General features: G+C 70.0%; 9 protein-coding genes and 1 tRNA gene. 4 read left to right on the top strand and 6 right to left on the bottom strand.

All coding sequences use genetic code 11. The features are described 5' to 3' along the window. The coding region (locus G6021_RS10610) for a phosphoribosylamine--glycine ligase N-terminal domain-containing protein (RefSeq protein ID WP_347238951.1) at positions 1–276 on the bottom strand (276 nt) is incomplete at its 3' end. 71 nt (positions 277–347) lie between these two features. Then, positions 348–1,052, bottom strand: a complete 705-nt coding sequence (locus tag G6021_RS10605; protein ID WP_182610393.1) for a TetR/AcrR family transcriptional regulator — start codon at positions 1,050–1,052, stop codon at positions 348–350. Between the two features lie 127 nt (positions 1,053–1,179). Here G6021_RS10605 and G6021_RS10600 point away from each other — a divergent pair, with 127 nt between their 5' ends. Next, entirely contained in the window at positions 1,180–1,608 is a 429-nt protein-coding gene (locus G6021_RS10600; protein ID WP_182610392.1) for an HIT family protein, read from the top strand. A gap of 52 nt (positions 1,609–1,660) precedes the next feature. Here G6021_RS10600 and G6021_RS10595 read toward each other — a convergent pair whose 3' ends face one another. From G6021_RS10595 to G6021_RS10585, 3 genes are all read right to left on the bottom strand, one after another. Then, positions 1,661–2,068: a nuclear transport factor 2 family protein gene (locus tag G6021_RS10595; RefSeq protein WP_304814125.1), complete on the bottom strand. Its 408-nt coding sequence runs from the start codon at positions 2,066–2,068 to the stop codon at positions 1,661–1,663. Positions 2,069–2,071: 3 nt separating this feature from the next. Further along, complete coding sequence (locus tag G6021_RS10590) at positions 2,072–2,497, bottom strand: nuclear transport factor 2 family protein (protein WP_182610391.1); 426 nt, start codon at positions 2,495–2,497, stop codon at positions 2,072–2,074. Between the two features lie 92 nt (positions 2,498–2,589). Then, positions 2,590–2,662, bottom strand: a tRNA-Thr gene (locus G6021_RS10585). Positions 2,663–2,752: 90 nt separating this feature from the next. Here G6021_RS10585 and G6021_RS10580 point away from each other — a divergent pair. The 3 genes from G6021_RS10580 (at position 2,753) to G6021_RS10570 (ending at position 5,882) form a co-directional block, all read left to right on the top strand. After that, entirely contained in the window at positions 2,753–4,135 is a 1,383-nt protein-coding gene (locus G6021_RS10580) for a threonine/serine exporter family protein (RefSeq protein WP_182610390.1), read from the top strand. 69 nt (positions 4,136–4,204) lie between these two features. Then, positions 4,205–4,393, top strand: a complete 189-nt coding sequence (locus tag G6021_RS10575; protein WP_107748799.1) for a hypothetical protein — start codon at positions 4,205–4,207, stop codon at positions 4,391–4,393. A gap of 31 nt (positions 4,394–4,424) precedes the next feature. Further along, positions 4,425–5,882, top strand: a complete 1,458-nt coding sequence (locus G6021_RS10570; protein ID WP_182641252.1) for a trehalose-6-phosphate synthase — start codon at positions 4,425–4,427, stop codon at positions 5,880–5,882. On the opposite strand, the gene G6021_RS10565 is transcribed toward G6021_RS10570, so the two are convergent. Beyond that, on the bottom strand, positions 5,875–6,547 hold a 673-nt coding region (locus G6021_RS10565), incomplete at its 5' end, for a hypothetical protein (RefSeq protein WP_194307918.1). The two genes, G6021_RS10570 and G6021_RS10565, sit on opposite strands and share 8 nt — an antisense overlap.

Here is a 6,547-nt window from a genome sequence, read left to right as displayed (position 1 = left end):
CGAGGGACCGAACACCGGGACGCCGGCCGCGCGAAGGGCATCGGCCACCCCCGCCACCAGCGGCACCTCGGGGCCGATGACGACCAGGTCCACCTCGAGCCGCCGCGCCAACGCGGAGACCGCCGAGGGATCCGTCACCGACGCGTCGTGACACGTGGCCTGCACCATGCCGGGGTTGCCCGGCGCGGCGTGGAGCTCCGTCACCGCGGGATCCGCGGCGAGGGCGACGAGGATGGCGTGCTCACGGGCACCGGAACCGATCACGAGAATTCGCACAGCGACCACAGTAGTCGCGCCCCCGGGCGACGTGACCCGGCACGGCCGGTGCAGGCGTCGTCGGGTGGACCTCAGCTCGGCAGGTCGGTCGCGATCCCGTCCGGCAACGTGGCCTCGTCGCGGACCCGCAGCCCCTCCGCGGTGAGCATGTCCGTCATGCAGAGATCGAGCGTGCGCGCCGTCGCGTGGTCCGCCTCCGGGGTCCCCATCGGCTTGAGCCCGAACATCGCGTGCGAACAGAGGCCGTCGATCCCCGCCCACAGGACGCGCTGGTCCCTGATCCTCGTCCCCGAACGGAAGATCCCCGCGGCGATCCCGCGGTCGACGATCTGCTGCATGATCTCGGCGACGTCCGAGGCCGCGAACGCGACCGTCGACGACTCCCCGAGAGTCTCGACCATCATCCGCGCCCAGGCGGGCTCCGCGACAGTGAACTCCACGATCGCGATCCCCGCGTTGCGGAGGTCCAGGTAGGCCGCGAGCCCCGGGGCCGACTCCGCGCCGGTGACCCCCGGGAGGGCGACACGCTCACCCATCGCGGCGAACCCGCGGGCCGAGACCTCCTCGACCAGCTGCTGCCGGTTGGTGAAGTGCCGGTAGGCGGCGGTGGCCGACACCCCGACGACCGGCGCGATCTCCCGCAGCACGATCGCCTTCTCCCCCGAGGACCGCGCCCGCGTGGTGGCCTCGTGGATGATCGCGTTCCGCAGGTCACCGTGGTGGTAGGACTTCTTCTTGACGGTGTCGTCTGCCGTCGGTGCCGTTGCCTCGATCATCTGCCGTCCCTCCGCCATCCTCTAAGGACCGTTCGCCGCTCGTTGTCCGGGTGGCGTACCCCTCATTACACCACGAGCCACCGCGCATCAGCGGCAACCGGCCGCCCCGGGTACGTAGGCTGGGAGCATGTCGACCGTTTTCAGCAAGATCATCTCCGGTGAGCTGCCGGGCAGGTTCGTCTGGGAGGACCTCGAGGTGGTCGCCTTCCTCACGATCGCGCCCGTCGCGGCCGGCCACACCCTCATCGTCCCGCGAGAGGAGATCGACCGCTGGACCGACCTCGACCCCCGGCTGTGGGCGCGGCTCAACGAGGTCGCCCAGGCGGTCGGCGAGGCCGTCGTCGAGGGTTTCGGGGCGTCACGGGCCGGCTATCTGATCGCGGGGTTCGAGGTCCCACACACCCACATCCACGTCTTCCCCGCCGACGACATGTCCGGCTTCGACCTGTCCCGCGCGGACCCCGACGCCCCGGCGGAGGAGTCGGACGCGGCGGCCGCGACGATCCGTCGCGCTCTGCGGGAACTCGGCCACGACGAGTTCGTTCCCGGGGACTGACCGGCCCACCCCGACTCGCCGCCCCGGTGGTCGGGTCGGGCGGGTGACCGGCTCAGTGCCCGAGCGCGCGCGCCACCTCGCTCATGTCCAGGTAGTCACTCCATTCCCGCACCAGGCCGTCGCGCAACGTGAAGAACGCGCCCGCGCTGAGCTCGACGGCCTGCCCGTTGATGGTGAGGAACATGGTCCTGCTCATCGCGACGGTGTCACCCGATGCCATGACCCGGTGAATCTCGACACGCACGTTTGTGGCGACCTCTCGGTTGAACTCCATCAGGTGCGCCACTCCCTCTCGCCCGCGCGCCTCATGAGACCCCTCGATCCGCAACACGATGTCGGGCGTGCACAGAGCGGTCGTCGTGGTCACATCCCCCCGGAACCTGGCTTCGACGAGCGCCCTGACCACCGCGGCGGCGTCGACTTGATGCTCCTCCCGGTCCACCGGACCGCCCCCGTTCACCGTCTACTCCGCGATCGCGTTCAGCGTGCGCAAGTCCTTGTAGTCCTCCCAGCGCGTGACCACACCGTCCGCGACATCGACGAAGGCCAGTGCCGGGATCTCCACGCCGCCCTCGGGCAGGGTGTAGGTCTCGAGTCGCCGGAGGGCAACGGTCCCCGCTTGCGCCACCACCGACAGGACGGCCACGTCGAGGAACCCGGACATACGGGCGACATCCTCGATGATGTCACGCACTCCGTCGTGCCCCTCGTAGAGACGGAGGTGGCCGCCGTTGGAGTAGACGATCGACGGCGAGGAAAGGGCCAGCGCGGCGTCCACGTCACATGAGGTGACGGCGCGCATCCACGCCTCGGCGATCCGCCGGGTGGACTCAGCGTCCACGCCCCCGTCCACGTCTCCGGAGCCCTCGCCGTCGCCGTCGCTGAACACCTGTCACATCCTACCCAGAAACCTGAGAAAACTAAACGTATACCGCCCGCGTGCGTGGCGTGCACTCCCGGCTCCACCGGGCGGCGGGTGAGAGCTGGAGACGAGACTTGAACTCGCAACCGCCCGATTACAAGTCGGGTGCGCTACCAATTGCGCCACTCCAGCACGGCTCCGGCACGGCCGGGGTCCGGGTCACATCCTAACCGGACCCCGGGCCGCGCTCTCGACCGCCGCGGTCTTGACTACGGTGTCCACGTGGAGATCCGCGACGCACCCGCACCGTTCACCCGCCCCCTGGCGTGGCTGGGTCTGCGCAAGTCGACGATGGACCTGGCGGTCGAGCCGCCCCTGTCCCCGATGGCACCGGTCGACCTGGACGACGACGGCGCCGTCACCGACGTCCTGAACCTCGCCCTCGAGATCGCCGGCATCCTCCTGTCCTCCGGCGAGGGCGCGGCGGACACCGTCGCCCAGGGGGAATCGGTCGCGGCGGCGTTCGGCCTGCCGGGCGCCACCGTCGAGGTCACCTTCACCTCGTTGACCATCGGCGTGAACCGCCGACGTGGTCGCCCGCCGATCTCCGTCATCCGGGTGGTCAACTACCGCACGATCGACATGACCCGGGTGACCCGTGTCGCCCGGCTCACCGACCTCATCGTGCGGCGCCAACTGACCGTCGAGCAGGCCACGGCGGAGGTCGAGCAGATCATCGCCTCCCCGCACCCCCACTCGTTCCGGGTCGCGGTCCTGGGGTGGGCGATGCTCGGTTGCGCGGTCGTCATCCAACTGGGTGGCAGCCCGCTCGCCGGACTCCTGTCCATGGTGTCGACGTTCGCGCTGATGTACGCCAACCGCTATCTGGACGGCCACCGCCTCCCGAAGTTCTTCCAGCAGATCGTCGGGGGGTTCATCGCGGCCGCCTGGGCGCTGTTGGCCTACGTGTTCCTGAGCGACAACTTCGTGGACATCCAGCCATCCACACTCGTCGCCGCGGGAATCATCGTGCTCCTCGCGGGGCTCACGCTCGTCGGCGCGATCGAGGACGCCATCACCGGGTTCCCCGTGACGTCGGCCGGCCGCGGCGTGGAGACGATGATCCTCACCGGAGGGGTTCTCGGCGGCATCACGATCGCCCTGGCGGTGTTCGCGCGGCTGGGCATGTCCCCGCCCCCCATCGACCCGACCATCTCCGGCAACGCGCCCCTGTATCTCGCCGTCTTCGCGGCGGGGGTCGGGGCCGCCGGCTTCGCGGTGGCCAGTTACGCCACCGTGCGTGCGACGTGGCTCGCCGCGGCGGTCGGGGCGATCGGGATGGTCATCTTCCAGGTGGTCACGACGACCGGGCTGGGCGTGGTGGTGGGTTCCGCGCTCGCGGCCTGTGCGATGGGGTTGTTCGGCGGCATCCTCGCCCGTATCGCGACCGTCCCGCCACTGATCGTGACCATCGCGGGGATCACACCGCTCCTGCCCGGGCTGTCCGTCTATCGGGGACTGTCGGCCCTCACCAGTGACCAGACCGGTATCGGTGTGGGACTGATGTTCCAGGCCCTGGCGATCGCGGTGGCCCTGGCGGCCGGCATCGTGTTCGGCGAATGGGTCACGCGTAATCTGCGCAGGTCCGCCGCCGCCGACCAGTGACGTAAGATGACGTCGGACGCCTGAGCCTACACGGGCCCTGCGTCCCATACCGACCACGGGAGGACACACATGGCATCCGCCGCAGCGGCCAGCAAGGAGCCCGAGCTCGACGTCGACCTCGAGCCCGTCGCCGACGAGACCGCATATCAGGCCCAGAGGATCGTGGCCTCGTACGCCGCAGACGCCGACGAGTGCCTGATGCTGCTCGAGATGCTCGGGATCGGCCCCGAGAAGGTCGACCCTGCCGACGTCGACTAGCCGCATCACAGCGATCACGGAAGGGACGGGGATGACGCGCGCGACCGAGCAGACGCCGCCGGACGCCGGTGCGGACTTCGTCGTCGTCGCCAATCGGCTACCCGTCGACCTCGTCCGTGACAAGGACGGCCGGGAACACTGGAAGGCCAGCCCCGGTGGGCTGGTGACGGCCCTGGAGTCCATCCTCAAGGCCAACCACGGCGCCTGGGTGGGTTGGCCCGGCGTGGCGGACGCCGCCCCCGAGCCCTTCGACGCCGACGGCATCCGGCTGCACTCGGTCACACTGTCCGCCGAGGATGTCGGGCTCTACTACGAGGGGTTCTCCAACGGCACGCTGTGGCCGCTGTTCCACGACGTGGTGGTCCCCCCCGAGTACCACCGCGAATGGTGGAACGCCTACGTCGCGATCAACCGCCGGTTCGCCGAGGCCACCGCCGCGGCCGCCGCCACCGACGCCACGGTCTGGGTGCAGGACTACCAACTCCTGCTGGTCCCCCGCCTGCTACGTGAGATGCGCCCCGACCTGACCATCGGGTTCTTCCTCCACATCCCGTTCCCCCCCGTCGAGTTGTTCATGCAGCTGCCGTGGCGCACGGAGATCGTCGACGGGATGCTCGGGGCCGATCTCGTGGGCTTCCACCTGCCCGGCGGAGCCGACAACTTCCGGATCCTCGCCAACCGACTCGGCGGCCACCCCTCCGTTCGGCTGCGTTCGACCCGGGGTCGGGCGTCCGAGATCCGCGTGGACGACCGCAGGGTCCGGGTGGGGGCGTTCCCCATCTCGATCGACTCGGCCGCCATCGACCCCGCCGCCCGCGACCGCGACACCCGCGCCCGCGCGGAACGCCTGCGTACCGAACTCGGCTCACCAGAGATCCTGTTGCTGGGCGTCGACCGCCTCGACTACACCAAGGGGATCGACGTCCGGCTCCGCGCGCTGGAGGAGTTGTTCGAGGAGGGGAGACTCGAGACCGCCGACGTCACCCTGCTCCAACTCGCCACCCCGAGCCGCGAGAGGGTCGAGCAGTACCAGATCATGCGCTCGCGGATCGAGGAGTCCGTGGGCCGGATCAACGGCAGTTTCGGCGAGATCGGGCACCCCGTGGTGACGTACATCCACCGCCCCGTCCCCAAGTCCGAGCTCACGGCGTTCTACGTGGCCGCCGACGTCATGCTGGTCACCCCCGTGCGGGACGGGATGAACCTCGTGGCCAAGGAGTACGTGGCCTCCTGCACCGATGGCGAGGGCGCGCTGGTGCTGAGCGAGTTCGCCGGCGCCGCCGCCGAACTCCGGCAGGCGTACCTGTGCAATCCGCATGACCTGGAGGGGGTCAAGGACGCCATCATGGCGGCCGTCACCGAGTCGAAGGACGACCGGCGTCGTCGCATGCGGGCGCTGCGCCGACAGGTGTTGGGCAACGATGTCCACGCGTGGGCACGACGGTTCTTCGAGACCCTCGACGCGACGTCCGACCCCCCCGTCACATAGCGTTGAGTTCGCCCAGCTTCCACACCCCGTCCACCCGGACCATCTGGATGCTGAGCCTCGACGCCGAGCTGGCCGCCTCGGGCGCTTCCTTGGTCGAGACCATCCGGTTGAGCATTACCAGCACCGTCACGTTATCCGCGTCCACGACCTCCTGCGGCGCGGCGGCGGCCACGGTCGCGTAGACACTGGCCTCCTGCTGCTTGGCCGCCGAGGCCACGGTCGGCATGGACTGGTCGACGAACTCGGTCAGTGCCGGCTCGGTGAGTCGCTCCCGCACCGCCGCGAGTTCCGAGTCGACCGTGCGGTGATCGTAGGTGAACATCTGCGTGACGATCTCGCGCGCCGCGTCGGTGGCCTGCGTGGGGGCCGAGGCCACCTGCTGTTCGACGGCCGTGGCGTCCCGGGCCTCGAGATAGCGCCAGACGGCGATCCCGGAGAACACGAGCAGGATGACCGAGGCCACGGCCAGGGCCGCCATCAGTCGGCGTCGCCGGACCGGGTCCATCGGTTCGGTCGTGGTGGCCCGGCGAGGAGTGCTCTGCCCGGAGCCGGCCGTCGGGGTCGGACCCGACCGTGAAGGCGGCATCGAGTCGGCGTCGCGGGACGGGGTGGGCGCGGTCCCGGGAGCAGTGGCCTCGCCGCGGGGCATGGCCTCCATCCCCTCG

Origin of the sequence: Dietzia sp. CW19, assembly GCF_014145265.1 — a bacterium.
Lineage (GTDB): Bacteria > Actinomycetota > Actinomycetes > Mycobacteriales > Mycobacteriaceae > Dietzia > Dietzia natronolimnaea.
The sequence above is the reverse complement of the archived record's forward strand: the minus strand, read 5'-3'. Positions and strand labels throughout refer to the sequence as shown.

What these genes read in the sequence shown, in the direction of transcription:
- G6021_RS10605 (WP_182610393.1), bottom strand. Translation starts at nt 1,052, where the DNA reads ATGATCGAGGCAACGGCACCGACGGCAGACGACACCGTCAAGAAGAAG.
- G6021_RS10600 (WP_182610392.1), top strand. Translation starts at nt 1,180, where the DNA reads ATGTCGACCGTTTTCAGCAAGATCATCTCCGGTGAGCTGCCGGGCAGG.
- G6021_RS10575 (WP_107748799.1), top strand. Translation starts at nt 4,205, where the DNA reads ATGGCATCCGCCGCAGCGGCCAGCAAGGAGCCCGAGCTCGACGTCGAC.
- G6021_RS10570 (WP_182641252.1), top strand. Translation starts at nt 4,425, where the DNA reads ATGACGCGCGCGACCGAGCAGACGCCGCCGGACGCCGGTGCGGACTTC.